Here is a 432-nt window from a genome sequence, read left to right on the forward strand (position 1 = left end):
AGGTGGACCCACCGATCCGTCTCTTGCTGTGAGGAACGCCCGAAAACGGTTCAATATACTCGGGAAGGTCCACTACTCGTCGGTCGCGATGTCGTCGAACTTCGAGACGATCCGACGCTGTATCGGCGCGTCGAGTCCGTTGAAGACCTGCGCGGCAGGCCGCCGGAGTTCCTACGTCCAGTCGTTACTCCTCGTCATCGATCATTTCGGCGACCTCGGCGCGAGAGACGGCCTCACTCACACCCTTCCGCATCGCGTACTCCTCGGCCGCGATGCTCGCCAGCATATCACGTGACGCACCCGGGTGCTCCGTCGCGTCCCGGATCGCGTGCCGGAGGAACTCGCTCCGAGAGGTGTAGCCCTCTTCTCTCCAGGCCGCGTCGATCTCCACCAACTGGCGCTCGGTGACGCGCACGTTGATCGTCGTCTCGG

Annotated in this window: 1 protein-coding gene; it reads right to left on the minus strand. The window is 63.4% G+C overall.

The window, feature by feature from the left end:
• Window positions 1-184: 184 nt before the first annotated feature.
• The coding region (locus DVK03_RS19610; RefSeq protein ID WP_233565953.1) for a ribbon-helix-helix domain-containing protein at window positions 185-432 on the minus strand (248 nt) is incomplete at its 5' end.

The organism is Haloferax sp. Atlit-109R (genome assembly GCF_003665865.1).
Lineage (GTDB): Archaea > Halobacteriota > Halobacteria > Halobacteriales > Haloferacaceae > Haloferax > Haloferax volcanii.